Source organism: Pseudomonas sp. E315 (genome assembly GCF_055406205.1).
Map to the genome: position 1 here is coordinate 45247 of NZ_JBUZPJ010000019.1, position 23728 is coordinate 68974.

The 23728-nt window shown below is 56.6% G+C and carries 20 protein-coding genes and 2 pseudogenes; 5 read left to right on the forward strand and 17 right to left on the reverse strand.

Annotated elements, in window-relative coordinates:
* Window positions 1-41 precede the first annotated feature (41 nt).
* The 7 genes from ACZRJQ_RS20610 to ACZRJQ_RS20640 all read right to left on the reverse strand — a co-directional run bounded on the left by ACZRJQ_RS20610 (window position 42) and on the right by ACZRJQ_RS20640 (window position 6920).
* Entirely contained in the window at window positions 42-719 is a 678-nt protein-coding gene (locus tag ACZRJQ_RS20610) for an HAD family hydrolase (protein ID WP_463980148.1), read from the reverse strand.
* Window positions 716-1675, reverse strand: a complete 960-nt coding sequence (locus tag ACZRJQ_RS20615; protein ID WP_463980149.1) for an HpcH/HpaI aldolase/citrate lyase family protein — start codon at window positions 1673-1675, stop codon at window positions 716-718. The genes ACZRJQ_RS20610 and ACZRJQ_RS20615 overlap by 4 nt, the downstream gene beginning before the upstream one ends.
* Window positions 1675-2769 carry a cysteine protease StiP family protein gene (locus ACZRJQ_RS20620; protein WP_463980150.1) on the reverse strand — a complete coding sequence of 365 codons (1095 nt, stop codon included), beginning with the start codon at window positions 2767-2769 and terminating at the stop codon, window positions 1675-1677. The genes ACZRJQ_RS20615 and ACZRJQ_RS20620 overlap by 1 nt, the downstream gene beginning before the upstream one ends.
* A complete protein-coding gene (locus ACZRJQ_RS20625) occupies window positions 2762-3520 on the reverse strand; it encodes an HAD family hydrolase (RefSeq protein WP_463980151.1) in 759 nt (252 codons plus the stop codon). Before ACZRJQ_RS20625 ends, ACZRJQ_RS20620 begins: the two co-directional genes overlap by 8 nt.
* Window positions 3510-4646, reverse strand: coding sequence for a phosphoribosyltransferase domain-containing protein (locus tag ACZRJQ_RS20630; protein WP_463980152.1), 1137 nt, complete (start codon window positions 4644-4646; stop codon window positions 3510-3512). Before ACZRJQ_RS20630 ends, ACZRJQ_RS20625 begins: the two co-directional genes overlap by 11 nt.
* An 80-nt stretch (window positions 4647-4726) precedes the next feature.
* On the reverse strand, window positions 4727-5866 hold the full coding sequence (locus tag ACZRJQ_RS20635) for a trypsin-like peptidase domain-containing protein (protein ID WP_463980153.1): 1140 nt from the start codon (window positions 5864-5866) through the stop codon (window positions 4727-4729).
* Between the two features lie 40 nt (window positions 5867-5906).
* Complete coding sequence (locus ACZRJQ_RS20640) at window positions 5907-6920, reverse strand: ATP-grasp domain-containing protein (RefSeq protein ID WP_463980154.1); 1014 nt, start codon at window positions 6918-6920, stop codon at window positions 5907-5909.
* A 268-nt stretch (window positions 6921-7188) separates the two neighbouring features.
* On the opposite strand from ACZRJQ_RS20640, the gene ACZRJQ_RS20645 reads away from it, so the two are divergent.
* Window positions 7189-7692 (forward strand): hypothetical protein, encoded by a 504-nt coding sequence (locus tag ACZRJQ_RS20645; RefSeq protein ID WP_463980155.1) that lies wholly within the window; start codon window positions 7189-7191, stop codon window positions 7690-7692.
* Window positions 7693-7782: 90 nt separating this feature from the next.
* Here the strand turns inward: ACZRJQ_RS20645 and pmrG are convergent, their stop codons facing one another.
* Window positions 7783-8502 (reverse strand): lipopolysaccharide core heptose(II)-phosphate phosphatase PmrG, encoded by a 720-nt coding sequence (gene pmrG / locus ACZRJQ_RS20650; protein WP_463980171.1) that lies wholly within the window; start codon window positions 8500-8502, stop codon window positions 7783-7785.
* A gap of 480 nt (window positions 8503-8982) precedes the next feature.
* Here pmrG and ACZRJQ_RS20655 point away from each other — a divergent pair.
* Window positions 8983-9867, forward strand: a pseudogene (locus ACZRJQ_RS20655) (methyl-accepting chemotaxis protein); the annotation flags it as partial.
* A 306-nt stretch (window positions 9868-10173) separates the two neighbouring features.
* A pseudogene (locus tag ACZRJQ_RS20660) lies at window positions 10174-10770 on the forward strand (methyl-accepting chemotaxis protein); the annotation flags it as partial.
* A gap of 10 nt (window positions 10771-10780) precedes the next feature.
* On the opposite strand, the gene ACZRJQ_RS20665 reads toward ACZRJQ_RS20660, so the two are convergent.
* The 4 genes from ACZRJQ_RS20665 to mdaB form a co-directional block, all read right to left on the reverse strand.
* Complete coding sequence (locus ACZRJQ_RS20665) at window positions 10781-12226, reverse strand: SulP family inorganic anion transporter (RefSeq protein WP_463980156.1); 1446 nt, start codon at window positions 12224-12226, stop codon at window positions 10781-10783.
* A gap of 187 nt (window positions 12227-12413) precedes the next feature.
* Window positions 12414-14081 carry a gamma-glutamyltransferase gene (ggt, locus tag ACZRJQ_RS20670; RefSeq protein WP_463980157.1) on the reverse strand — a complete coding sequence of 556 codons (1668 nt, stop codon included), beginning with the start codon at window positions 14079-14081 and terminating at the stop codon, window positions 12414-12416.
* A gap of 148 nt (window positions 14082-14229) precedes the next feature.
* Window positions 14230-15132 (reverse strand): LysR substrate-binding domain-containing protein, encoded by a 903-nt coding sequence (locus ACZRJQ_RS20675; RefSeq protein ID WP_463980158.1) that lies wholly within the window; start codon window positions 15130-15132, stop codon window positions 14230-14232.
* 56 nt (window positions 15133-15188) lie between these two features.
* Window positions 15189-15779, reverse strand: coding sequence for an NADPH:quinone oxidoreductase MdaB (mdaB, locus tag ACZRJQ_RS20680; protein ID WP_463980159.1), 591 nt, complete (start codon window positions 15777-15779; stop codon window positions 15189-15191).
* Between the two features lie 420 nt (window positions 15780-16199).
* Between mdaB and ACZRJQ_RS20685 the strand changes: the two genes are divergently transcribed.
* Window positions 16200-17603 carry an amino acid permease gene (locus tag ACZRJQ_RS20685; protein WP_463980160.1) on the forward strand — a complete coding sequence of 468 codons (1404 nt, stop codon included), beginning with the start codon at window positions 16200-16202 and terminating at the stop codon, window positions 17601-17603.
* Between the two features lie 109 nt (window positions 17604-17712).
* Here the strand turns inward: ACZRJQ_RS20685 and mmsB are convergent, their stop codons facing one another.
* Together mmsB and ACZRJQ_RS20695 are read right to left on the reverse strand one after the other, a co-directional pair.
* Entirely contained in the window at window positions 17713-18600 is an 888-nt protein-coding gene (gene mmsB, locus ACZRJQ_RS20690; protein WP_463980161.1) for a 3-hydroxyisobutyrate dehydrogenase, read from the reverse strand.
* Between the two features lie 10 nt (window positions 18601-18610).
* The gene (locus tag ACZRJQ_RS20695) at window positions 18611-20125 is read right to left on the reverse strand and encodes a CoA-acylating methylmalonate-semialdehyde dehydrogenase (protein WP_463980162.1); all 1515 of its coding nucleotides are present in this window, start codon (window positions 20123-20125) and stop codon (window positions 18611-18613) included.
* 113 nt (window positions 20126-20238) lie between these two features.
* Between ACZRJQ_RS20695 and ACZRJQ_RS20700 the strand changes: the two genes are divergently transcribed.
* Complete coding sequence (locus ACZRJQ_RS20700) at window positions 20239-21189, forward strand: LysR family transcriptional regulator (protein WP_463980163.1); 951 nt, start codon at window positions 20239-20241, stop codon at window positions 21187-21189.
* A gap of 98 nt (window positions 21190-21287) precedes the next feature.
* On the opposite strand, the gene yfiB is transcribed toward ACZRJQ_RS20700, so the two are convergent.
* From yfiB to yfiR, 3 genes are read right to left on the reverse strand one after another with little or no spacing between them, the layout of a single operon-like run.
* Complete coding sequence (gene yfiB / locus ACZRJQ_RS20705) at window positions 21288-21791, reverse strand: outer membrane lipoprotein YfiB (protein WP_463980164.1); 504 nt, start codon at window positions 21789-21791, stop codon at window positions 21288-21290.
* A gap of 7 nt (window positions 21792-21798) precedes the next feature.
* Window positions 21799-23070, reverse strand: coding sequence for a diguanylate cyclase DgcN/YfiN (gene dgcN / locus ACZRJQ_RS20710; protein WP_463980165.1), 1272 nt, complete (start codon window positions 23068-23070; stop codon window positions 21799-21801).
* Complete coding sequence (gene yfiR / locus ACZRJQ_RS20715) at window positions 23067-23642, reverse strand: regulatory sequestration protein YfiR (RefSeq protein WP_463980166.1); 576 nt, start codon at window positions 23640-23642, stop codon at window positions 23067-23069. The genes dgcN and yfiR overlap by 4 nt, the downstream gene beginning before the upstream one ends.
* Window positions 23643-23728 lie beyond the last annotated feature (86 nt).

The following is a 23728-nucleotide window of genomic DNA, read 5'->3' on the forward strand; positions in this document are numbered from 1 at the left end:
ACCATAGAGGTGATTATTGACGTGCGTTGCTTACGCCTTGCTTACAGTTCTTCACGCAAGCACACGTCAAGTGGCCGCTTACGACGCCACAGCGCATGAAACTCACGCCAATGGGGCTCTTGAGCGGCTCCTAGCATTTGTTCATCGCCTCGGGTGTCACCCCAAGCGCGCAATGTGTATTGCTCCAAAGGCCCGTATTGCGCCTGGAGCCGAATAACTTTTTGTTCACACCGACAGTTTGTGCCGTCGATCTCACCGTTCAGCACACCATCAACCGATTGCAGGCGTGTGCCGATCAGGCCAATACCAAGCTTTTTAGCAAAAGGTTTGAGCACCAGCTCGGGCGAGGCCGAGCAAATGGTGACGTTTGCTCCCTGCTCAAGCTGGTTTGCGACAGATGTTAAGCCCAAAGGACGCATTAGCCGCTGCCACGAAACGTCACAAAATGCTTCGGCGCGCTCCTCAACCCATGACTGTTTAGCGCCTGTTAGGTAGACGGTGATCAGTTTTTCCTTCAAATCATTGCGACTGATCCTACCCAGCAGGTAGCACACCGTTGCTGGAATCATCCGCAACAAGCGCATGGCAAACAGTCGATTGCCAAAGGCGAAGCGTAAAAACGGCACAAAACTGTCGTGATAGGTCAGCGTTCCGTCAAAGTCGAAAGCGGCCAACACTTGTTTGTGTTCGTTATCGAGGGTTTTCAAAGCCTTGTTCAACCTACTAATTCAGCCAATCGCAGGCTGCCTCCAAAAGTATCGAGCGGGTTGGCGCTTTCAGGCCGTACACCCTGCCAATGAGCCCGTTCGATGATTGTTTGCGCCCATTTATAGTGGGTCGCCGGCTCACACATGGCGTCATTGAATTTGAACACCGCGGGCGCCGTCTCACTTAGTATTTGGCGTGCGCTGTTGAGATCTTCAAGGGTGACTTGCAACGCTTTGTGGATAACTGCAATTTGCGACGGGTGGATGGCGGTTTTACCCACAAGCCCGTGCGCCATGTCCAGCGCCAGTTCTTGCTCCAATAAGACAGGGGTATTGAGCTGCTCAAACACCGGCGCGGTCAATGCAAAGCCCGCTGAGCCCATGACTCCGCACAACATGGGGATCACATAACTCATGGGCGTGCAGTACAGCGTCATCGCCGGGTTACGGCGCAAACCCAAACACCCCATCAAATCGTTGCCACCAATGCGCAAGGCGATAATCCGCTCCGGCAACAGCTCAAGCATTGCGCTGCGCAATTCAACCATCGCCCCCGGATCAAACACTTCGGGGGTTTCAAGCGTCGGCATGAGCATCAAATCGCTGCGTGTGACAGCCTGCTGCCATTCGCTGATGTTGCTCAAGCGCAGCTTGGGCACCACAAAACCATCAACATGGCGCATCAATGACCATTCATTGAGCACGGCAGCCATCGCCGCATCACGGGGGCGTACAAATAAAATCGGCCCACTGGACGGGCGCCCGCCCCGTGCCTCAATGCCCAATAACAGGTTTTTCAGGTTGCACAACGCTTGCTGGACGTCGGTGTCAGCCACAGCATCTTCAAGACACACCACCAGCGAACGCAGGCCGTGGATCTTCTCGCCAAAGACCACGTCCAAAATATCGGGACGGGTCGCTGGCATATAAAGCGTGGCACCTAAGGCATAGGCTGAATGCTTGATCATCAGCGCACACTCCTGATGACAGTTACGGCGCGATATGGCCCCAACTCATCACCCACTTCTTCAACTTCAATATTGGCTTGCCGGGTGAGGTGCAGCAGCAACTGAACATCCTGATCATCGCGGCTACGCACCAATACATGGTCTGGCACACGACGCATGACTGCCCGCGTAGCCTCGGCAATACCGGGTTTAACACGATTGGGGTTGGTCACCGCAAAACGCGTCGAGATACGTTCGACCGCAGCCACCGCGTCGCGTTGCAACGCAGACGCGTGTTCTGGCGTCCAGGGCTGAGCCGACGCCTGCGGGGGCAGTTGGGCACGCTCGGTTTCGATGTTGTGGATAAAACTCATGGTCACGTCATGCTCTGCCAAATGGTCATACACCACGCAACCATGCAAGCCGGGTTGTGACGGCCATATCGAGCGCGACACCAAGCCTGAAACCGTAGCGCCCAAAATCCCCGACGGGATCAGCCAGTCTTCGGCTGACGCGGCCAACCAGGCACGGCCACACGGGTCGGCCAGTACCACCAGACGCGGGTCTGCGGGAAAGCGCGAATCGCCCGCCAGGCTGTCGCGGATCTGCCCACTGATGGCCCCTTTGCCCGTCCAGCCATCAACAAACACGATGTTCTCAGCGCCGTGGGTCTTGATAATAGCTTCGAGTGCCACGTTGTCGATCCCGCGGTCACGAATGATGCTGATCCCGTAATGCTGAGCATCCCGCCCCCTCTCAACCAGCGCCCGACGCAACAGCACGCCCAGCGGCAAACCCGCCCGCACAAATGACACCAGCGCAATGGATGGGCCGTTGTAACGTTCGTTCAAGGCTTGAGCCAGAGCTTGCACATCCGCCGCCATGCGTGCGCCATTTTGCGTCAACGCTCGCTGATACAAGCTCTTATGGGTATCGGATGGCGGATGCTCATGGCTGATCATCTCGGAGTAATGGCGCTGTTGGGTTTGAATCAGCCGCTCTTTTTCCTGCACGTCAGTGACTTCGATCTCCATCGCACGGAGCAAAAAGTGCACGTCATCGGCGTCATAGCTACCGCTGCCTACCGTTTCCAGCCCTTCAAAAGCGTTACTCATGAGTAATGCTCGCCATCACATGGGCCGCCAACTGACCGCGTTTTGGCGTCCCCCACCAATCGCACTCCGCCATAAAGCCTACGTCCGACACGCTGTCACCAAAGCCCAGCAAGGGGCGCTTGCCGTTGAGGGCTTGGTCGCGGCGAATCCACTCACGTACCGCTTCGCGTTTTTGCAGCGCCAGCGGCAGGAAGGCCAGATTGTTGCCATTACCATGCACATAAAGCCCATCCAGCAGGCCTCGCGCTTTGACCTCAGCCAATACGGTGAGCAGCGCTTGGTCGGTTTCATTGTTGTGTTTGGTGACCACGTAATTGGCCAGCCCTTGCTCTTCAACAACCCAACCGCGCAAGGACAAGCCCAGCTCTGCGCCAATCGCCAGGGTTTGCTCGCTCAATTGATGCAAACGGGTTTGCTCCAGGGCCAACTCGTCACTCATACGAGCGTGCCAGTCCAGATCCAGCGAACCCTCGGCATTTAGAATCACCCCGCCGTGAGCGCACACCGCGCCGTGGGCAAAGGGCAATTGCACCCGTTGGTAGGCCTCGATGCTGCGGGCCGTCACAGGGACGACATCAGAGGTGGCCAACAGCCATTCGACGAAGCTCTTTTGTGTCGCGCTCATAAACCCGTTGGGCTGGCCGTCTGCATCCAGCGTGGCAGTGAAGCGCGGCTCGTCGCCCATTTTGCGGGCGGTCTGAAACAGGGTGTCGTCCAAATCGACAAACACCAGCGGGCGATTAGTTGTCATCAACGATTACCTGCGCATTCAACGCGCTGATCAGCGCCGGGTCGACTGCCGCTGCCGGGGTTTCGCTGCAAATCAGCACCCGATCAAATTGGCCGGGGGCGACGTTATACAGAAAGTTAGGGATGCCCAAGCCGTAGTTGTCGCTGAACGACAACGCATGATTGATGGCATGGCCTAATGCAATCGGCGAGCGGCTGGTGGAGCTGAAATGCACATCGGCTCCGGCACGTTCCAGTCGTTCAGCCAGCAAAAACGGGCGCCAGACAAACTCACTGGTGCCCACGACCAAAATTCGCTCGCCGGGTGAAACCTGTAAATCAGGCGCCAGCGTGTCGAGGTGTTCACATACGCCCATGCGCCCCCAATCGCGGCGTGGGTCCAGCGGCCAGTCACCTTGGGCGACGCTGCCAACTTCAGGCATTTGAGGCAGGTCTGCAGTGGGGTCTTCTGCAAACGTGTAGCGACCGTCGAGCAGGGAAATGCTCGTCACATGATCGCCCATCGCCTTACGTACCGCGTCTTGCGACCAATCGGTAAGCGTGGCCGTGACGAGGCGCTCAATCGAATCAAGCCCCGCCTCGGCCAGCGCCTTGGACAGATTAATGAAGGTGTTACCGGTCGATGCTTCATCGTCCACCAGCACCAGCGAGCGTGCAGTGAGCATCAACTCACGGGTTTTGGCGTCTTGCGGCAAGTGCAGCAAATGCGAACTGGCGTGGCTGTGTTCTTCTTCAAAACGGGTAAAAAGTTCGCTGCCCGTAGGGTGGCGACTGCTGACCAGATAGACGGTATCGGTACGTGTTTGGCTCAGCGCACGGTGCACGCCAGCGCCAAGCCCAACTGCGGTTTCAGCCATGCCAATGACCAACACCGGGCCAGGCAAGTCAGCAGGGATTTTGGCAGCCAGAGCATTAAAGCTGTCAGCCATCAGCGATGGGCGCGCAGGAATGTGTCGACCGAGTACGCGGGACACAAACAGGAAAGCGCGCTTGGGGTTGCGACGCTCAGCAAAACAGAAAAGTGCCTGCGGGTCGAAGGTCGATGCATTGACCTCTACCTCCAGGCGACCGCGTTTAAGGTTTGCGTGCAAAGCCTTGGTATCGGTCATGGGGTTACCGCTGTTCATCAAAATTTAATACCTGGAAATACTTAAAAAAAAGAAGGAGACGATTGGTGACTGAACGCTTTAAAACAAGCGAAAAATAGTTACTGGAGATGGCTGGCGTCGATACGCCATAACCCGGCTTGCGCTGCCCGAACCAGCTCGGGCGTCGTCAGTGAACGCTCGCTTCGGTCACGCTGTGCGTGAACCCGTGCGGCCTCAAGAAATGCCAGCACCAACGCGGTTTTGACCGCGAAGTTCATGTTCTGTGCGTCGGCCATGCTCGATGTCACCAAGCCGCTGACCAAACCGTGCTGATCGAACACGGGGCTACCGCTGGAGCCCGGCTGAATGGGTGCGGTGAACTGCATAAGGCTGGCATCATCGCGCAAACCAAACAAACCCGACACTACACCTTGGGAGACTTGCACGCCGCCACCCGCCAAGCCGGCCAATGGAAAGCCCAGGGTGACCACGCTCTCACCCAGTTCACACCCCACGCCTTCGCGAAAGGTAACCGGGCTTAAGGGCGGCGCACCGATGACCCGCAGCAATGCCAGATCGTTCTTACGATCGACGACCACAGATTCAGCCTGATAACGCCCCTCGAAGGACGTGATCGAGAACTGATCCAGCCCTTCGATCACATGGGCGCAGGTCAAAATATGCTGCGCGCTGACAGCAAAACCTGTGCCTGTCGCACTTTGGCGCGAAGGGCTGTCATCGTCCGGGGCGCTGCTACGTTGCGGGTGGCGGTCATCAACCGTGATACCCAATCGTCGGGCAAAAGCGCTCAACCCGTAAGCCGATGCCTCAGCCAGTGCGCGTATTTTCCATTGATCATGACGGCGATAGACCTCTGCGATAACCATCGCGCCATCACCGTAGTCGGCTAGCGGCAGGCCATGCTCGATGTGTTGATCAACCTTGAGCTCAAATGCCCCCAACTCACGCAACGGGCCAAGGGCGCCATACACATACAGCACCAATTGCACACGCTCGCAGTGGGCAGGCAGTTGCTCAAGTACGATATTGAAGCGAGCAAGGCCTTGGGTGTCATGCCATACCACCCAAGGCTGGGGCGCATGGAACAAGGCAGGCTCGGCAACCGGTTGACGCTTGTCATCCAGGGCCAGCAACGCCAACCCTGCATACTCGCCCAACGCGCCTGCACGTGGGCAGGTCAACTCGAACTCACAGCTCGCAGAAGGCAGGCCTGTGTTGGCCCCCGGCATCAATTTCATCGTCCGTGACTCCCCTGTGCCAACGCTTAACAAGAGGCGCTCACCTTAGCAGTTCTTCCCCGCGAACCGAAACGACGACGGTGATGGCTTTGACCTCAACACCCTCACGCCAATCGCTGGCAGGCACGGGCATTCCCAGGCGACGGGCGGCGAAAATACCCGGTAAATTAACCCCGGCTTCGCGGGTGTAGCCGATGCCACCGGAGTAACGCAGATTGATTTCCAGCAGATGGGGATTACCTTCATCATCATCGCGGGTTTGTACGTTAACGATGCCATCACACTTGAAGTGCCGAGCAGCCTTGATCGCCAATTCCACTGCGGCACCGTCTCGCTCAAAAGACTGCATCAAGCCCTGCTTGCGACGCCCTACGTAAGCCACGGCATTGCCTGCTTCGCACACCATGTCCACCGAGCACTCGCTGCCGGGCATATACGGCATCACTAACAACGGCTTGGGCTCAACCGACTGGCCATAAGCCTGTGCAAACAGCGCCGCGTTCACTTCGTGGGCCTCAGCGTTGGCAAAACTGCGAAACGGGTCAACGTTATCCGCCAAACGCCAAAAGCCCTGGCCATAAATGCCACGCGTCGGTTTCACACACACCTGACCATCACGGGCCAACTGGGCGTAAGCGTTTTGCAGCTCGGCCTGGTTGTGTACCGTAATCGCCGGAATACACGCCAGCCCCGCCGCCAAGGCGTCACGAGTAAACACCGACTTGTCATCCACTCGCTCAAAGGTGTCCAGATCCAGCGCACCTGTCACCAGTTGCAACCCCGCCACCTCAAAGTCGGCACGATGCGCTTCAAACACCTGCCCCACGCGCCCAGCCAACACCACGCTGATGTGGTGAGCGCGGGCTTGCTCGATCACCCAGCCGATGCGCTCTTCGTTGTCTTGCGGCTCGCGCCAGGCAACGTCGGCCAGCCCGGTTATTTCAGGGCGATTTTGGCGGTGAGAAGCGAAGATGCGAGCCGTTTCTGGCAGCGCCTCACGGGCACCCGCGATCACGTCGCGTTGGCTGGATTGCCCTTCAAGAAACCAGATCATGGACATCCCTTGGTACGCAGAGAGGAAAAACACACTAAGCGCGGGATTCTAGCGGAAGGCGTAAGGCGTTTACTGAATTGTTGTAGGTCTTTGCACCATCGAAGCCCCCCAAGGAGCCACACTTGTGTGACCAAATGTGAAAGTCATTTAGCAGAAGGTTGATCCCAGGCAATAGAAACGCTCTTGGCATGGCCGATTACCGGGCTTTGGCTACGCTCCTGTGATCCCTGTGCACACTGGGCGTTTATGACCCGAAAAGGAGCCTGCCATGAGCATTACCCTCACCAGTAAAACCCTGAGCCCCTACGACGCCGAACTGGCCTTCAAAACGGCGACTGCGTTTTTGCGCAAGTCCGACCTTGCGGACTATTTGATGACTCAATTTGAGAAGCAAAACGTGGCGCTCAATGTTGAGGTCAGCACAGGCCCAGCCTCGCAGCAGAACGCCTCACATCAGGGCACGATCGTTTGGAACCTGCGCAGCACTGTGTCGCCTGGCGCCGAGCAACAAGACGTAGCCGCCCTGCTAAACAGTGTTCCCGAGCCACAAAAGCCTTACATCAGCAGCCAACTGGCGCTGCTGCATTTGCTTGCGCTGGCATGCCAACAACTCGCCAGCAAATTCAACTTTCGCGATGCTGATGCAACTTGGCCGTGGCTCGATGAAAAAGAGCTGAGTGCCTACGACATCGAAAACGTGATCGCCCGCGAACTCAAAGCCCAGCCGTTACCTGAAGAGCAAAACTGGAACCGCCTGTTTAAACCGACCTGAGGCCCAACCTAAAACGCCCGGCATTCGTCACCAACCGGGCGTTTTAGGTCGCGTGAAAAGAGTGCGGCTTCACACCGTCAGGGCAGACAATCAAAAGCGCATAGCTTCAAGCCGATTGCGCTCAGACGCCGTCATAACCGGCACGATGTTGGCCCAATCTTTAGGTTCGATATAACCCAACATTTGCGGCCTGTTGTTGAGGCCTTCGGCCTTGATAAAGAGCGAGGTGCCGTAGGCGAACGAGGTGTCAGTCGGTACGTGCATCTCGCTTTCAAGCTCGTCCATGCACTCGCTGTGGGTCACCAGTACCAGATTGCGGCCCGGTACTTTATTTTTGAGTGCATCACGCAACATCGTGCCTCGGCAATCGAATAACCAACTTTGCGCGGCCACTGGGCGGGCGAACATAAAGTCGGCTGTTTGACGCGCGCGAGTCAATTCACTGCTGTAGATATCGGTGCTGTTAAGGCCCAACAGGTTGAAGTGTGCGCCCAGCGTTTGCGCAACGGCTTCACCTTGCACGGTGACGCCTTCCAGCGGCCCAACGCAGGGTGTTGGCGAACGATCGCAACGCTCAACATGGCGCACCAACGCAATCACATCCCCCCTCGCCCAACTGTCAGTCAACGATTCAATACGCTGAGCATTGCCTCGGCTCGCCAGATTAGGGGCAGAAGCAGGCGCCATCACATTCCACGTAAGCCCGGTTGTCAGCAGGCTGGCGGCGATCAACAGCGTTGCATTTCTGTAGCGCGCCAATGCGTTGATCAGCATCGCGCGCTTAACCCCCACCCAACCAAGACTTAACATCACGATACACATGCCCCTATGGCAATCAGTGAGCGAAACAGGCCGCCACCCTATAAAACGAATATGACAATCACAGCCTTGCACGGCGCGGCTAACACCACGCTGAACAAAGTCTAAAAAAGGGCCCGTTGGGGATCAGTGAAATGAATGTGAAAAAAAACGTAAACCGCGCCATTGATGTGGGCGCTTAAAAGGCTGCTTGACCGCCGATCACTGCGTTTAAAAAAGCGTTTCAGCTCTAGCGATAACCGCCGATACAGCCCAACACAAACACGTCTGCTGGGCAGAACAATAAAACCCTCCAGCGAATTTCGATCAAGAAGCGAACAGTTCCTGGAGGAACACATGAACAGCTGGCTGAGCAATATCAGCGTCAACTTAAAACTAGCCCTGGGTTTTGGCCTGGTTTTGGCCCTTACCTGTGTGATGGCGATCAGTGACTGGATTAGCCTGGACAAACTGATTGATCGCAGTAACTGGATGAGTGACATCACTCAGCTCAATGGCGCGCTAACCAACCTGCGCGTAGCCCGCCTGCAATACATGCTCACTGACGGCGATGAAACAGCCGCACAAAATGTGCAGGCCAACCTCGATGCGTTTGTGACTCAACAAAACAAACTGATCGAAAGCTTCAAAAGCCCAGAAAACCTCAAGCTGCTTAAAGAGCAACACGCGATCATCATGCGTTACCAGGACGCGTTGGTGACGATGCGCAAGGCGTACGTTGAGTCTGCGGTGTCGCGAGACGACATGGACAGCAGCTCAAAAATGGCACGCGATGCGATGGATGCCTTGAAGACACTCGTCCTGCAACGCAGCGCGATGGAAGATGGCCGCTTTGAGCAACTGCAAACCATCACCACCGTACGTGAACAGTTTTTGCTGGCCCGCTACCAAGTGCGTGCTTATGTCGCCGCGCAAACCCCTGCCAATGAGCAAGCTGCACGTCAGCAACTGGACGCTGCCATTACCAGCCTTGGCGCGCTGAACGTTCACTTTAGCGCTAACGCCCCAGACGCGTTGCGCACCCTCGATACCGCGCTGGCGCAGTACAAGCGTGCCTTGCAGGTGTATGCCGACACCGACAAAACCATCACCGATATGCGCAAAGAAATGACCGTTTATGGCGCTGACATCCTGAGCCGCAGTGATGATTTGTACAAAATCCAGCTGGAGCGTCGCGACAGTGAAAGCGCAAGCGCTAACAATATGCAGTTGATCAGCACCTTACTGGTCTTGCTGTTCGGGATATGCGCGGCCGTCATCATTACCCGTCAGATCACCCGCCCACTGCGCGAAACACTGGATGTGGTTGAACGCATTGCCAGCGGCGACCTGAGTCAGAATCTGCGTGTGACACGCCGTGATGAACTGGGCGTATTGCAACAAGGTATTGCACGCATGGGCACCACCCTGCGCGAGTTGATTGGCGGCATTCGCGATGGCGTAACGCAAATTGCCAGCGCCGCTGAAGAGTTGTCGGCCGTCACAGAACAAACCAGCGCAGGCGTTAACAGCCAAAAGATCGAAACCGATCAGGTGGCCACCGCCATGCACGAAATGACCGCGACCGTGCAAGAAGTGGCACGTAACGCCGAACAAGCCTCGCAAGCGGCAGCCGCCGCCGATGGCGAAGCCCGCGATGGCGACAAAGTCGTTCATCAGGCGATCGACCAGATCGAGCGCTTAGCCGTTGAAGTGGGCCGTTCCACAGAAGCGATGGCCGTTCTGCAACAAGAAAGCGACAAAATCGGCAGCGTTATGGATGTGATCAAGGCCGTTGCTGAACAAACCAATCTGCTGGCGCTTAACGCTGCTATCGAAGCCGCGCGCGCCGGTGAAGCCGGGCGCGGGTTTGCCGTGGTTGCTGACGAAGTACGCGGTTTGGCCCAGCGCACGCAGAAGTCCACCGAAGAAATTCAAACCTTGGTTGCGGCCTTACAAAGCGGCACCCAACACGTGGCTAATGTGATGAACAACAGCCGCACGCTGACCGACAGCAGCGTCACCTTGACCCGTCAGGCCGGCACATCGTTGCAGGGCATTACGCGCACAGTGTCGAATATTCAGTCCATGAACCAACAAATCGCTGCGGCCGCTGAACAGCAAAGCGCCGTGGCTGAAGAGATCAGCCGCAGCATCATCAACGTTCGCGACGTGTCAGAACAAACCGCTGCGGCGAGCGACGAAACGGCCAAGTCCAGTGTTGAGCTGGCGCGCTTGGGCAATCAGCTGCAAATGATGGTCAGCCACTTCAAGGTCTAAAAAGACGGTGTCAGTCTTGTTGCACCCGCGCACGCTTGAGCAATTTTTTGCAGCGCTCAGACACATGCAGCACGCGTAAATGTTTGCCGGCTTTGCGGTAGCGCTCGCGCAAGGTGTTCAAGGCCGCAATGGCCGAGTAGTCGACAAAGTTCAGGTGACGACAATCCAGCGTCACCTGAGCCGGGTCGTTAGCCGGGTCAAACTGCTTGAGAAACTCGGTGGTAGAAGCAAAAAACAACGTGCCATGCACGCGATAAAGTTTGCTGCCATCGGTTTCCAGAGAACTGTCGGCGTACAGTTGGCGCGCCTGTTGCCACGCAAAATTGAGCGCCGCAATAATAATCCCGCACAGCACAGCAGTGGCCAGATCGGTAAATACCGTGATGACCGTTACTGCAATGATCACCAGCACGTCATTGAGTGGCACTTTGTTCAACACGCGTAACGACGCCCACGCGAACGTTTGCTGTGACACCACAAACATCACCCCCACCAGCGCGGCCAGCGGTATGCGCTCAATCAGCGGTGACAGAAACAACACAAACAGCAAAATCATGACGCCCGCTGTTACACCGGACAATCGACCCCGCCCGCCCGAACTGAGGTTGACCACGGTTTGCCCGATCATGGCGCAACCGCCCATGCCGCCGAACACGCCCGATACCATGTTTGCCGCCCCAAGTGCCACGCACTCGCGATCCGGAAAGCCACGACTTTCGGTGATCTCGTCTGTCAGGTTCAGGGTTAGCAGGGTTTCCAGCAAGCCGACCATCGCCATCAACAGCGCGTAAGGCGCGATGATGCGCAGGGTGTCCAGAGTCCAGGGAATATCAGGCAGCGCCAGCGTCGGCAAACCACCGGCGATATGCGCCATGTCGCCCAAGGTGCGAGTCGGCAAACCGAGTAAATACACGGCAAGGCCCACACTCAGAATGGCCACCAGTGCGGGCGGCGCAGCGCGGGTCAAACGTGGTAGCAAATAGACGATGGCCATAGTCAGCGCCACCAGCCCGATCATCAGGTACAACGGCGTACCACTGAGCCAGGTATCCCCACTTTTGAAGTGATCGAGCTGAGCCATCGCAATGATGATCGCCAAGCCGTTAACAAAGCCAAGCATCACCGGGTACGGCACCATGCGCACCAACTTGCCCAGTTTGAGCAAGCCGAAAGCCATCATGATCAAACCACCCAACAACACGGTAGCCAGCAGGTATTGCACGCCGTGTTGCACCACCAGCGCAACGATCACCACCGCCATTGAACCTGCCGCGCCGGACACCATCCCCGGTCGGCCGCCAAACAGCGCCGTCAGGGTGCAAATAATGAAAGCGCCGTACAACCCCATCAATGGGTTGAGATGAGCCACCAGCGCAAAAGCAATGCACTCGGGCAACAGCGCGAACGAGGTCGTGAGTCCGGCCAAGGTATCGGCGCGCAGACGAGTGAGATTCATGGTTTACCTAGCAAGCAAGACGGGAAAAGCGGAGGGGTTGAAGTGTTGCAGATAGTAACAAAACGAGGTCTATGGAAGTAACTGTAGTCGCTGCCAACGACTGCGATGAGGGCCTTTTGGGCCTTCAAATAAACGGGTTGCCTTGCAACCCGTCGCAGCCTTGGGCAGCGACTACAGGTTTAGGGTTTTACTTCACAACTTTGCCCACGCCACGACCACGCGGGTCGGAGGCGGTTTCAAGTTGAGTGCCATTAACGCGGATGGCCTGAATATCGCCCATGTTCCAGCCCTGATCTTCCAGGGTGTAACCCATTGCTTTTAGCTCATCCGCCACCTTGCCGGTGAGCGGCGCATAGGCGTCGAAGTAGATCGTGTCTTTAGGCAGCAACTGGTGATGCACACGCTGTGCAGCCACGGCTTTTTCCAGCGGCAGGTTGTAGTCATAGAGGTTGTTCAGCACCTGAAAGATCGACGTAAAAATTCGCGAGCCACCGGGCGTACCTAGCACCAGCGTCACTTGCCCGTCGCGTGTCACCAGACTTGGGCTCATCGATGACAACATGCGCTTACCCGGCTCGATGGCGTTAGCATTGCCGCCTACCACGCCAAAGGAGTTCGCCACGCCCGGCTTGGAGCTGAAGTCGTCCATTTCGTCATTGAGCAAAAAGCCTGCGCCTTTAACCACAACGCCGCTGCCGTAATCCCAATTCAGGGTGTAGGTATTGCTGACCGCGTTACCTTGTTTATCCACGATAGAAAAGTGCGTGGTCTGATGCGGCTCAAGCCCTGGCTTGATATTGGCCGTTTCAGAAATCGCTTTCGGGTTTACTTCTTTCGCACGCTGAGCGATGTACGCCGGGGCAGTCAATTCAGCCACTGGCATCTTGCCGAAGTCCGGGTCGCCCAAATAGTCGGCACGGTCAGCAAATACGCGCTTTTCGATTTCAGCCAGCAAGTGGATATACGGCGCAGAATTAAGCTCGACGCCTTTAAAGTCCGCCGCACGGTCTTCCTTGATACCGATTAACTGTGCCAGCGCGATCCCGCCCGAACTTGGCAGCGGTGCGGTGTACAAGGTGTTGCCACGGAAGTCCACACGCATCGGTTCGCGCCAGTTGACCTTGTAGTCGTTCAGGTCTTCTTTGGTGATCAAGCCTTTATCCTGCTGCATTTGTGCAATCAGCAGGTCAGCGGTTTTGCCGTGATAAAACTCTTTGGCACCCTGATCGGCAATGCGCTCAAGGGTCTGTGCCAGCTCGGGCTGTTTGAAAGTCTCGCCGGGCTTCATGGTGCCGAAATAGTCACCAAAATTAGTGGTGCCGTTAAATAACGCCGAGGCATCTTCGCGGTATTGATATTGCTGGTTAGCCACTTTGAAGCCGTTTTTCGCATAACCCAAGGCCGGGGTCAGCAGCTCAGCCCACGGCAATTTACCGAATCGCTGATGCGCCTCCCACAGGCCCATCACCGTGCCCGGCACACCCGCAGCACGTGCGCCCACCAGGCTCAGGTTCTCGATGATTTCGCCTTTGTCGTTGAGGTACATATCGCGACTGGCCGCTTTAGGTGCGGTTTCGCGATAGTCGAGAAAGTAAGGTTTGCCATCGATAAACAGGGTCATGAACCCGCCGCCGCCGATGTTGCCAGCCTCGGGGTAAGTCACGGCCAGAGTGAAGGCTGTGGCGACAGCCGCATCGACAGCGTTGCCGCCTTTTTTAAGGATTTGCGCGGCGACTTCGGCGCCATATTGATCCGGCGCGGCAACAGCCCCGCCTTCCAGCGTGACCGCGAAAGCCGAGGTACTCGCCGCGATGGCAGCCGTCAAAGTCAGGGTTTTAAACCAAACAACACGCATGGTTATTTCCTTTTATTTTTGTTGGACGATGCTGAACCTTGTCTGATTTCAGTAACGTTTTCAAACAAAAGAAAACAAACCCGCTGGCGCTGGCCAAAGGTGCGATTTTTTAGGTTGAAGATCAAAAGATCGCAGCCTGCGCCAACGATTACTCGCAGGTCGCGTAGCTGGCGAGCTTGGTCTGGATAAAGTCCAAAAAGCATTGGATGCGCAGAGCCAACTGCGAGTTGCGGTAGTACACAGCGTTGATCGGCTGGCGATAACCACTGTTGAACTCGCCCAGCACCACCTGTAAACGTCCCGCCTTGATGTCTTCGTGGGTCATAAAGTGCGACAAGCACGCAATTCCCTGCCCTTGCAGCGCCAAATGACGAACCGTCTCACCGCTGGATGCGCTGATCTGCGGCTGAATTGGCCAACGATCACCTTGGGCATAACGTAGCGGCCACTGGTTCAAACCATCGTTTTGAGTGAAGCCGATCAAGGTGTGATTGACCAAGTCTGCAACACCGCTCGGCATGCCATGCCGGGCAATATATTCAGGGCTGGCGAGGATGTTCAGCGGGCTGCAACCCAGGGAGCGGGCGTGCAAGGTGGAGTCGGCCAACGTGCCGATGCGAATGGCGATATCGGTGCTCTGCTCCAGCAGGTCGATGATTAAATCATTGCTGTTGAGCTCTAGCAGGATGTCGGGATACAACGCTCGGAACTCGCTGATGTACGGCACGATGGCGTGCAGCACAAAGGGCGCGGCAGCGTTGATGCGCAGGCGCCCCGAGGGAGTGCGCTGGTGCGAGATTAGACGCTCTTCCAGCTCATCCATTTGTTCCAGAATCAGCTTGGCCCGTTCAAAGAAGAACTTGCCTTCTTCAGTCAGATCCATGCGCCGCGTGGTGCGGTTGATCAGCGTGGTTTCAAGCTTGGCCTCCAGCCGTGACAGCGTGCGGCTGACGGCTGAAGGCGTTTGCCCGGCCTGTTCGGCAGCAGCCGAAATCGAGCCGCACTCAATCACCGAAACAAAAATTTGCAGCTCATCGGATCTGGCTTTCACACATGCCCCTCAGTGGTTACAGGCTTGATAGTAGCCGCATGCTGGGCAAATGGGGGTTATGCCTTCACGCCAAACACGTCAGTCAGATGCTGCTCGTAACGGGCGGCGTCGATTTCTGGCTGTGGGCGTTTCATGACGTCAACACACAAAAAGGTCGGCAGGCCGGTCATGCCTAAGAACTCATTGGCCTTGTGGAACGGGAAGTACACCGCGTCTACACCTTTACCTTCAAAGAAGTCCGCGGGGTCATCAAACGCTTGCTGCGGCGCGTTCCAGGTCAGTGACAGCATGTATTTTTTATCGTGGATCAAACCGCCGCTGCCATAACGCTGTGAAGCGTCGGAGCGGGTGCGACCGTCACTGGCGTAGAGCTTGCCATGACCTTCGGTGAACACTTCGTCCACGTACTTTTTAACGATCCACGGCGCGCCCATCCACCAGCCCGGCATTTGGTAAATGATCACGTCAGCCCACATAAACTTCTCGACCTCTTCGGCCACGTTGTAGCCTTCGTCGATGTGGGTGACTTTGACTTCAAAACCATGGCGATCGAAAAACGCCAGCGCGGTGTCGTGCATGGTCAAGTTGTAACGACCATCAGAGTGAGCAAACTTTTTAGCACCATTGAGCAATAGAATCTTTTTCATCATCAGCCTCTTCAGGGATCAACCCTCAGCGCTGTTGAGCGGCATGGGGTGTTAAAGGTTTAAAACGTGACGGCACGATATAGGGACCTTCCTTGCGGAAAAACCCGTGCTGAGACAAATGACACTTGCCTGAAAGTCACGAATCGGCATCAGATTGTTGCAAAAACCTGTCAGCCGTTGCTTGGCAAGTGCGTACTCAGCAGCGCCATGCCTATAAACACGTGTTTGTGCAACGGGGTGAACCATTGGCCGCCGCGACAGCGAAAGACTAAATCTGTAAGAAATGTCTCAGAGTTGTTTTCCACTGTATGCCTGAATTTTTACCGGGAGTAATATCCGGGACTGCCTGACACCCGAGGCCAACTGGAGCCACGGGTGACTCTCGACAAACATTGAAAACAACAACCAACAGGGCACCCGATGGCTGACGCTAACTCCCCCCCGGTCACACTTAAACGCGGCTTAAAAAATCGTCATATCCAGCTGATTGCCTTAGGCGGTGCCATTGGTACGGGCCTGTTTTTAGGCTCGGCGGGCGTACTCAAATCAGCAGGCCCGTCGATGATTCTGGGTTATGCGATTGCCGGTTTTATCGCGTTTCTGATCATGCGCCAGCTGGGCGAAATGATCGTTGAGGAACCGGTAGCGGGCTCTTTCAGCCACTTCGCGCACAAATATTGGGGCGGTTATGCCGGTTTTCTATCGGGCTGGAACTATTGGGTGCTGTATGTGCTAGTGGGCATGGCCGAGCTGACGGCAGTGGGCAAATACATCCAGTTTTGGTGGCCTGAGGTGCCGACGTGGATGAGCGCCGTGGTGTTTTTTGTACTGGTCAACTTGATCAATACGCTCAATGTCAAAGTGTTCGGCGAGATGGAGTTCTGGTTCGCCATCATCAAGGTCGTCGCAATCGTCGGCATGATTGTGCTGGGCTGCTACCTGCTGTTCAGCGGCACCGGTGGCCCGCAAGCTTCAATCAGTAACCTATGGAGCCACGGCGGGTTCTTCCCCAATGGCGGCACCGGGTTGTTGATGGCGATGGCCTTCATCATGTTCTCGTTCGGGGGGTTGGAGCTGGTGGGCATCACGGCCGCCGAAGCCAGCGAGCCGAAAAAAGTTATCCCCAAAGCCATCAACCAAGTGGTGTACCGGATTCTGATTTTCTACGTCGGCGCACTGACCGTGCTGCTGGCGCTGTACCCGTGGGATCAGTTGCTGGTCACCTTGGGCGCCGGTGGCGATGCCTACGGCAGCAGCCCGTTTGTGCAAATTTTTGCCTTGATCGGCAGCGATACCGCCGCGCAGATCCTCAACTTTGTAGTGCTCACCGCCGCGCTGTCGGTTTACAACAGTGGCGTGTACTGCAACAGCCGCATGCTATTCGGCTTGGCCGAGCAAGGTGATGCGCCTAAAGCCCTGATGAAGTTGACCAAAAATGGTGTGCCACTGCGGGCGCTGGGCGTGTCGGCACTCGTGACGCTACTGTGCGTGGTGGTCAACTACGTGGCACCGCACAAAGCGCTGGAACTGCTGTTTGCACTGGTGGTTGCGTCGCTGATGATCAACTGGGCACTGATCAGCCTCACTCACATCAAGTTCCGTAAAGCGATGGCGGCACAGGGTGTGGAGCCTTCGTTCAAAGCGTTCTGGTCACCTTTTAGCAACATTCTGTGCCTGGTTTTCATGGCTGTGATTGTTTCTGTGATCTGGATGATCCCCGATGTTCGCGCCTCGGTGTACGCCATCCCGGTGTGGCTGTTGATCATTTACGGGTTTTATCAAGTGCGTTTGCGCACAGGCAAAGCATTACCGACTCGGCACTAAGCGTTAGCCCGTAACAGAAAAACCCCCGTTACTCTTCTGAGCAACGGGGGTTTTTTATGAGTCGCAAAAAACCGGAAAGTCCGCCCGACGCGGACTCCCGGAAAAGACCCTATTCGGGCTTGCGATAGCTATTGATGATGGCCGAGAAATCTTTGCCGCCTTCTCCGCGCAAACTCATGGCTTGATACAACTGCTGCGCCACCGCGCCCAATACCACGGGCTGATGCGCCTGACGCGCCGCTTCGGTGGCCAGGCCCAGATCCTTGAGCATCAGCTCGGCACCAAAACCGCCGGTGTAACCGCGTGAGGCCGGGGCGGTTTCCACAATGCCCGGCCACGGGTTGTACACCTCAGAACTCCAGCAACGGCCCGTGGAGCTGTTGATCACCCCCGCCAACACTTCGCTGTCGATGCCCAGTGCAGCGCCCAACGCCATCGCTTCGCTGACCCCAACCATCGAGATTCCGAGCAGCAAGTTGTTGCAGATTTTAGCCACTTGGCCGGTGCCCACATCCCCGCAATGGACGATGTTTCGGCCCATTTGAGCGAGTACCGGTTGCAGGGTGTCGAACAGGGCTTGAGTGGCGCCGACCATGAACGTCAAGGTGCCCGCTTGCGCACCGCCCGTCCCGCCAGACACCGGCGCATCGGCCATGTGTACGCCTTGTTTGGCTGCCGCAGCGGCCACATCGCGGGCAGTTTGAGGGTCGATGGTGCTGCAATCCATTGCCGGGACGCCTTCGCCGATACCGGCCAAAACGCCGTTTTCACCCAACCAGACGCTACGCACGTGGGCCGCAGCCGGGAGCATGGTGATGACCAGTTCTGAGCCTTGTGCTGCCTCGCGCGGCGAAGCACTGATGTGCCCGCCCTGACTGGCCAAGTCGGCCAACACCTCTTTGTTGAGGTCAAACAGGTTCAGCGAATGCCCAGCTTTTAACAGGTTGCGCGCCATCGGTGCGCCCATGTTGCCCAAGCCGATAAATGCGATTTTCATGCCTGTGCCCTCAACGAAGATTGATGGTGGTGTTAACGCCATCATTCACGCTGTCATCGTCGAACCAGCGACTGGTGACGGTTTTGGTCTGGGTATAAAACTGCACGACTTGTTTGCCGTATGGCCCCAAATCGCCAAGCTTGGAACCCCGCGAGCCCGTGAAGCTGAAGAATGGAACTGGCACTGGAATCGGGATGTTGATGCCGACCTGACCCACATCAATTTCGCTCTGGAACTTACGAGCTGCCGCCCCGCTTTGAGTGAACAGCCCGGTGCCGTTACCAAACGGGTTGGCGTTGACCAGCGCGATGGCCTGATCAAGCGTATCGACCTCAAGCACCACCAACACTGGGCCAAAAATTTCTTGGGTGTAAATCTGCATGTCAGTGGTGACGCCAGAAAACAGCGTTGGGCCGATGAAGTTGCCCTGTTCAAAACCCGGCACCTGCACATGACGACCGTCGAGTTCCAGCGTGGCGCCTTCTTTGATCCCGCTTTCAATCAGCCCCAGCACGCGCTCTTTCGCACGCTTGGAAATCACTGGGCCTACATCGGTGCCCGGCTCGCTGCCCGCGTTGACCTTAAGCTTTTGCGCCAGCGCCTTGAGATCGGGTATCCATTGTTTGGCGGCCCCCACCAGTACGACGACGGAGGTGGCCATGCAGCGCTGACCGGCAGCGCCAAAACTCGCACCTACCAGCGCATTCAACGTTTGCTGACGGTTGGCATCGGGTAACACCACCGCATGGTTTTTAGCGCCCATCATCGATTGCACGCGTTTACCGTGACGACCAGCCAAGTCATACACATGCGTGCCCACAGCCGTTGAGCCCACAAACGATACGGCCTTGATATCGGCGTGGGTGCAAAGCGCATCCACTACGTCTTTGCCACCGTGAACCACGTTTAGCACGCCCGGCGGAACGCCCGCCTCAAGCGCCAGCTCGACCAGCATCAGGGTCGACAGCGGGTCTTGCTCAGACGGTTTGAGCACGAAGGTATTGCCGCAAGCAATGGCCATCGGGAACATCCACAACGGGATCATTGCCGGGAAGTTGAAGGGCGTGATCCCTGCGCACACACCAATGGGTTGGCGCAAGGTGTAGGTATCGACACCGCCTGCGACGTTTTCAGCGAATTCGCCCATCTGCAATGTACCGATGGAGCACGCATGCTCAACCACTTCCAGACCACGGAAAATATCGCCTTCGGCGTCAGCGATGGTTTTGCCTTGTTCGGCGCTCAACACCGTTGCGATACGTTTGGAATGCTCACGAATCAGCGCTTGCAGCTTAAGCATGATGCGCATGCGTGCACCAATCGGCGTCAACTTCCAGGTCTGGAAGGCGCGCTGGGCAGCGTCGATAGCGGCATTGACTTCATCCGCCGTGGCAAACGGAACTTTGGCCAGCACTTGCTGAGTGGCAGGGTTAACGATGTCGTGCCACTCGGTGGTCTGCGACTCGATCCATTCGCCATCAATCAGCAAGCGAGCGTTTTGATACGGGGTAGTAGAAACGTTCATGGAAGTCTCCGAAATTATTTTTATAGTGCGGGCGTCCAGATTGGTCGCAGGACTGTTTTTGGAGTATAGGTGTGCGTTCTTCTAATAAGAACGCACATAAAAGCCGGTCTAACATGCAAAAAAACATCACATCGTTAAGCGCTTTGAACTGGGACGACCTGAAGTTTTTTCTTGAGGTGGCCCGTACCCGTAAAGCCAGCAGCGCGGCCAAACGCTTGGCTGTTGACTACACGACCGTGTCGCGCCGCATCAGCTCGCTTGAGGCCGCACTCGGCACCCTGCTGTTTGAGAAGTCACGTACCAATGGCTTTACGCTGACCAACGAAGGCCAACGTTTACTCGGTTTTGCCGAGTCAATTGAAAGCACATTGCACATGGCCTGCGAGCAAGTTTCGGGGTCGGGCGTGGCGTTGTCGGGGCATGTGCGAATGGGCTGCACGGAAGGTTTTGGCAGTTTTTTCATCACCCCGCAACTGAGCCACTTTGTGGATGCCTACCCGGCCATTTCGGTGGATATTTTGCCGCTGCCGCACTTCATCAGCCTGTCCAAGCGCGAGGCTGACATCGTCATTGCATTGGAGCGCCCCGAACACGGGCCTTATGTGTGCTGCAAACTGTGCGACTACCGATTGCAATTGTTTGCGACCCAAGAATATCTGGATCAGCACCCGCCGATCCGCTCTGCAGCTGACTTGGTTGAGCACCCGTTTATCAGTTACGTCGATGATTTGGCGTTCAGCTCCGAGTTGCTGTACTTGGCCAACGTACTGCCCGGCGCCAGCGCCAACCTGCGCAGCACCAGCGTAATTGCGCAGTTCGTGGCGGCGCAGCAAGGGCGCTCAATGGCGATCTTGCCGTGCTTCCTGGCCGCCCAAGACCCGCGCTTACTGCCCGTGTTACCGAATGAGATCAACCTCACACGCCAGTTCTGGATGTACTGTCGCGAAGACCTGCGCAAACTCAAGCGCATCACCCTGTTGTGGGATTACATCAGGGAAGTGACGGAGCTCAATGCGCCGCTGCTGCTGGGGCAAACCCGTGAGTTGAAATTTGCGGACTCGTGAATACTGCCCAGAGATGTGATGTTCTGATCTACAAAAATCAAAAGATCGCAGCCTGCGCCAGCCTCAACGAGCATACGTTTTTGACGCCGCATTCATCGTTAATCAGCGATAACCACAATCGCTACCCGGCGGTTTTCGGTACGCCCAGCGCGGGTTTTGTTGGTGGCCACGGGTTCGCGGCTGCCCAGCCCTCGCACTTGAATATTTTCAGGGCGCATGCCGACTTTGGTCAGGGCTTTGACCACGCTGTTGGCCCGGCGCACGGACAGTTGTTCGTTGTAGGCTTCTTGACCCGAGGCGTCGGTGTGGCCATCAACCCGAACACGCTGGATATCAACAGCCAGTAAGGCCGTGCCAATACGCTCAACAATTTCCTGACTTTGGGCGTTAAGCACTTCCAAATCGCTGCCAAAGAGCACTTTGCCCGACAAGCCAAATGCCCAACCCTCGTCAGTCAGTTCAAAGCCCTGCTGTTTAAGCACGGCAATCTGCGCTGGGGTCAGGCCTTTTTGCGGGGCCGTCTGGCAGCCCGTTAATGCCAGGGTGGTCAGCATCATCACGAGGCCGAAAAACTGGAAGTAACGCTGAGTCAATGCACGCATAAGGGAATTAGCTCCTGGTAGTCACGGGGGAAGCGGGGTACTCCGACTCCGCTAAGTGTTGCCCGCCTCTGGCGAGGCGTTTGGCCTGATACATGGCGGCATCGGCGGCACGCAGCAGGGTATCCGGGGCAGTGCCATGCTCGGGGTAAACGGCAATGCCGATACTGAGCGAGGTCACAACACTGGTTTGCCCGCCGAGCAATATCGGCTCATGCATGCTGAGGATGATTTTTTCAGCAATGCGCTGGGCGTCTTCAATGGAGTGCAATGGGGTCAACAAAATCGCAAACTCGTCACCGCCCAGACGCGCCACTAAATCGTGCTCTCGCAGCAGCGCCTGCACCCGCGTGGCCAAAGCCACCAGCACAGCGTCGCCCGCAGCATGACCAAAGTTGTCATTAATGTGCTTGAAATGGTCACTGTCCAGAAACAACACCGCCACTTTCTCGCTCGCCTTGTACCGCCCGCGCAACGCCAGCGCCAAGCGCGCTTCAAAATAGGCCCGGTTGGGCAGCCCCGTCAGTGAGTCGTGGCTGGCTTGATGCGCCAAGGTTTGATTTTCGTTTTGCAGACGGGTTTGCCAAGAGGCCAATTCATCCAGCAACGCATTGAAGTCGTTGCCCAAACTGTCGAGTTCGGCGATGTTCGCGGGCGGCACCCGGCGGTCAAATGCACGTTCGCGGCGAGCGGCATGAGCCACGTTAGCCAAGTTTTTGAGGGGGCCAGTAATGCCGCTGAGCAAACGTGTGGATAAATACAGCGCACTCCAGGCGCTCAACACCACACACACAAGAATCCCCAATAAGCCGCTGAGCAAAAAGTGCAGCATATTCGCCCCGTGGCCGCTGACACTAACCCTGCCCACTTCGCGATCCTGATGCACAATCGGCAAGACGACGGGCTGTTGCAGCAAGCTATTGGCCAGCAGCCTTTCGACCTTCGATAACACCCCTGTTTCTGGACGCCGCCATTGCGCCAGCAACTCACCATCTGCCGTAAACACTTGGGCGTGCGCCACGGCTTCGGTCGACGCAATCATGGCCAACGCCTCGTTGGCCGCCGCTTTGTCATCGAACACCACGGCAGCTTCAACGGTGTAGTTGATGGAGCGGGCAATCAAATGCAGGTTGTGGTCGGCATACACTTTGAGTGCGACAACCCCCAAAACCGTCAGCGAAATGCTGGCCAATGTCACAGCCACCAACGCAACCGCCAAGTGCCCACGGCTAAGCACCGAGCGCAGGCTGCGCAGGTTTTCAGACGATTTATGCAGGATCATGGTTCACCCGCCTTGCGCCGTGACAACTGCAATACGCTCGGGTGAATGCGCACGCCACTGCGGGCAACGGAGTCGAGGTTGACCTCAAACGACACTTGCTCATCGCCGACACGCAAGCAGAACAAGCTTCCGACCGTGCATTGATCGCCCTCTTCGCTGATGCTGAGCACGGCTTTACCGCTGAGCGAGGTGAACAAGTTACTGCGTTCGGCATCGCTCAACTTGCCCACGTACAGAGCATTACAGCCGGTTGTGATTGAGGGATTTTTCGCCAATAACCGACGAACCTGCACCGGCCTGCCACTCGCTTGAGTGGCGCCTTTAAGCAAGTCATCGGTGTATTGAGTCGGGCCAACGACGCATAGCTGTAATTGAGCGGGTTCAACCGGCCAACGGGCATAGCTGAGGATGCCCAGAACAACTTGAGTCACGGCCTTGGCACGTTGCTCAGCCCTGTTGGGCTGTGCTTGTGACTGAGCAAGAGCGGGAGCGCTCAACACAAGCAGACACGCCAACAGCAGCCATTTACGCCAGCCAAAAGGCTGTTCTGCCGACGAGACAGCCACGTCCATGCAGGGATTCTCTGTATTCTTTGTAGGGATAATGTCGCAACGATAGCACAGGCCGTGTATCCCCCGTGATACACCCGTGTTGCGAC

Excerpts from the sequence above, each read along its gene's own strand:
- yfiR (WP_463980166.1), bottom strand. The coding sequence starts at position 23,642 with ATGGACGTGGCTGTCTCGTCGGCAGAACAGCCTTTTGGCTGGCGTAAA.
- ACZRJQ_RS20620 (WP_463980150.1), bottom strand. The coding sequence starts at position 2,769 with ATGAGTAACGCTTTTGAAGGGCTGGAAACGGTAGGCAGCGGTAGCTAT.
- ACZRJQ_RS20615 (WP_463980149.1), bottom strand. The coding sequence starts at position 1,675 with ATGATCAAGCATTCAGCCTATGCCTTAGGTGCCACGCTTTATATGCCA.
- ggt (WP_463980157.1), bottom strand. The coding sequence starts at position 14,081 with ATGCGTGTTGTTTGGTTTAAAACCCTGACTTTGACGGCTGCCATCGCG.
- ACZRJQ_RS20665 (WP_463980156.1), bottom strand. The coding sequence starts at position 12,226 with ATGAATCTCACTCGTCTGCGCGCCGATACCTTGGCCGGACTCACGACC.
- mdaB (WP_463980159.1), bottom strand. The coding sequence starts at position 15,779 with ATGAAAAAGATTCTATTGCTCAATGGTGCTAAAAAGTTTGCTCACTCT.
- ACZRJQ_RS20685 (WP_463980160.1), top strand. The coding sequence starts at position 16,200 with ATGGCTGACGCTAACTCCCCCCCGGTCACACTTAAACGCGGCTTAAAA.
- ACZRJQ_RS20640 (WP_463980154.1), bottom strand. The coding sequence starts at position 6,920 with ATGATCTGGTTTCTTGAAGGGCAATCCAGCCAACGCGACGTGATCGCG.
- ACZRJQ_RS20695 (WP_463980162.1), bottom strand. The coding sequence starts at position 20,125 with ATGAACGTTTCTACTACCCCGTATCAAAACGCTCGCTTGCTGATTGAT.
- ACZRJQ_RS20630 (WP_463980152.1), bottom strand. The coding sequence starts at position 4,646 with ATGAACAGCGGTAACCCCATGACCGATACCAAGGCTTTGCACGCAAAC.
- yfiB (WP_463980164.1), bottom strand. The coding sequence starts at position 21,791 with ATGCGTGCATTGACTCAGCGTTACTTCCAGTTTTTCGGCCTCGTGATG.
- ACZRJQ_RS20625 (WP_463980151.1), bottom strand. The coding sequence starts at position 3,520 with ATGACAACTAATCGCCCGCTGGTGTTTGTCGATTTGGACGACACCCTG.
- ACZRJQ_RS20635 (WP_463980153.1), bottom strand. The coding sequence starts at position 5,866 with ATGAAATTGATGCCGGGGGCCAACACAGGCCTGCCTTCTGCGAGCTGT.
- mmsB (WP_463980161.1), bottom strand. The coding sequence starts at position 18,600 with ATGAAAATCGCATTTATCGGCTTGGGCAACATGGGCGCACCGATGGCG.
- ACZRJQ_RS20700 (WP_463980163.1), top strand. The coding sequence starts at position 20,239 with ATGCAAAAAAACATCACATCGTTAAGCGCTTTGAACTGGGACGACCTG.
- pmrG (WP_463980171.1), bottom strand. The coding sequence starts at position 8,502 with ATGTTAAGTCTTGGTTGGGTGGGGGTTAAGCGCGCGATGCTGATCAAC.
- ACZRJQ_RS20645 (WP_463980155.1), top strand. The coding sequence starts at position 7,189 with ATGAGCATTACCCTCACCAGTAAAACCCTGAGCCCCTACGACGCCGAA.
- dgcN (WP_463980165.1), bottom strand. The coding sequence starts at position 23,070 with ATGATCCTGCATAAATCGTCTGAAAACCTGCGCAGCCTGCGCTCGGTG.